The 2638-nt window shown below is 56.6% G+C and carries 1 rRNA gene; it reads right to left on the bottom strand.

Annotated features, from left to right (window positions below):
• Nucleotides 1–2638 (bottom strand): 23S ribosomal RNA (locus ADL03_RS43660); the annotation flags it as partial.

The raw sequence follows: 2638 nt of genomic DNA on the forward strand, positions 1-2638 counted from the left end.
GTAACAAGTCCTCGGCCTATTAGTACCAGTCAGCTCCAACCGTTACCGATCTTCCACCTCTGGCCTATCAACCCAGTGGTCTAGCTGGGGGCCTTAACTCACGAAGAGTGGGATACCTCATCTTGGAACGAGCTTCCCGCTTAGATGCCTTCAGCGGTTATCCCTTCCGAACGTAGCCAACCAGCAATGCTCTTGGCAGAACAACTGGCACACCAGCGGTCCGTCCGTCCCGGTCCTCTCGTACTAGGGACAGCCTTCCTCAAGTATCCTACGCGCGCGGCGGATAGGGACCGAACTGTCTCACGACGTTCTAAACCCAGCTCGCGTACCGCTTTAATGGGCGAACAGCCCAACCCTTGGGACCTACTCCAGCCCCAGGATGCGACGAGCCGACATCGAGGTGCCAAACCATGCCGTCGATATGGACTCTTGGGCAAGATCAGCCTGTTATCCCCGGGGTACCTTTTATCCGTTGAGCGACCACGCTTCCACAAGCCATGGCCGGATCACTAGTTCCGACTTTCGTCCCTGCTCGACCCGTCAGTCTCACAGTCAAGCTCCCTTGTGCACTTGCACTCGACACCTGATTGCCAACCAGGCTGAGGGAACCTTTGAGCGCCTCCGTTACTCTTTGGGAGGCAACCGCCCCAGTTAAACTACCCACCAGGCACTGTCCCTGATCCGGATCACGGACCGAGGTTAGACATCCAATACGACCAGAGTGGTATTTCAACGATGACTCCACAACCACTGGCGTGGCCGCTTCACAGTCTCCCACCTATCCTACACAAGCCGAATCGAACACCAATACCAAGCTATAGTAAAGGTCCCGGGGTCTTTCCGTCCTGCCGCGCGTAACGAGCATCTTTACTCGTAATGCAATTTCGCCGGGCCTGCGGTTGAGACAGTCGAGAAGTCGTTACGCCATTCGTGCAGGTCGGAACTTACCCGACAAGGAATTTCGCTACCTTAGGATGGTTATAGTTACCACCGCCGTTTACTGGCGCTTAAGTTCTCAGCTTCGCCACAAAGTGACTAACCGGTCCCCTTAACGTTCCAGCACCGGGCAGGCGTCAGTCCATATACATCGTCTTGCGACTTCGCATGGACCTGTGTTTTTAGTAAACAGTCGCTTCTCGCTGGTCTCTGCGGCCGTCTCGCCCTAGCCCGTAAAGAGCTTCAAGCGCTACGGCCCCCCTTCTCCCGAAGTTACGGGGGCATTTTGCCGAGTTCCTTAACCACAGTTCGCCCGATCGCCTCGGTATTCTCTACCTGACCACCTGTGTCGGTTTGGGGTACGGGCCGCGTGAAAGCTCGCTAGAGGCTTTTCTCGGCAGCATGGGATCACTCTACTTCGCCTCAATCGGCTACGCATCACGTCTCAGGCTTGATGAGTTGCGGATTTGCCTACAACTCGCCCTACACGCTTGCACCAGTACTACCACTCACTGGCGGAGCTACCCTCCTGCGTCACCCCATCGCTTGACTACTACAAGTTCAGGTCCCGCGCTCCACTTGCCCCTAGGTCCCGAAGGACTTTCGGAGGGCTTCGGGCGGTTAGTATCACAAGGTTCATCATGGGCGCGTTCACACGGGTACGGGAATATCAACCCGTTGTCCATCGACTACGCCTGTCGGCCTCGCCTTAGGTCCCGACTTACCCTGGGCGGATTAGCCTGGCCCAGGAACCCTTGGTCATCCGGCGGACGAGTTTCTCACTCGTCTTTCGCTACTCATGCCTGCATTCTCACTCGCATAGCGTCCACGGCTGGATTCCTCCGCCGCTTCAACCGCTACACGACGCTCCCCTACCCATCCCAGCACAAGGCTGAAATGACACAGCTTCGGCGGTGTGCTTAAGCCCCGCTACATTGTCGGCGCAGGACCACTTGACCAGTGAGCTATTACGCACTCTTTAAAGGGTGGCTGCTTCTAAGCCAACCTCCTGGCTGTCTGTGCGACCCCACATCCTTTCCCACTTAGCACACACTTAGGGGCCTTAGCTGGCGTTCTGGGCTGTTTCCCTCTCGACTACGAAGCTTATCCCCCGCAGTCTCACTGCCGCACTCTCACACCACGGTATTCGGAGTTTGGTTGATTTCGGTAAGCTTGTGGGCCCCCTAGACCATCCAGTGCTCTACCCCCGCGGTGAAACATACGACGCTGCACCTAAATGCATTTCGGGGAGAACCAGCTATCACGGTGTTTGATTGGCCTTTCACCCCTAACCACAGCTCATCCCCCAGGTTTTCAACCCTGGTGGGTTCGGGCCTCCACACGGTCTTACCCGCGCTTCACCCTGGCCATGGCTAGATCACACCGCTTCGGGTCTAGACCACGCGACTCAAGCGCCCTATTCAGACTCGCTTTCGCTACGGCTACCCCACACGGGTTAACCTCGCCACGTAGCACTAACTCGCAGGCTCATTCTTCAAAAGGCACGCCGTCACCCCTAAAGGCTCCGACGGATTGTAGGCACACGGTTTCAGGTACTATTTCACTCCCCTCCCGGGGTACTTTTCATCTTTCCCTCACGGTACTAGTCCGCTATCGGTCACCAGGGAGTATTTAGGCTTAGCGGGTGGTCCCGCCAGATTCACAGCGAATTTCACGAGTACGCTGCTACTTGGGAACACTC

The sequence above is a fragment of the Nocardia sp. NRRL S-836 genome (assembly GCF_001279525.1).
In the GTDB taxonomy this organism is placed as follows: domain Bacteria; phylum Actinomycetota; class Actinomycetes; order Mycobacteriales; family Pseudonocardiaceae; genus Lentzea.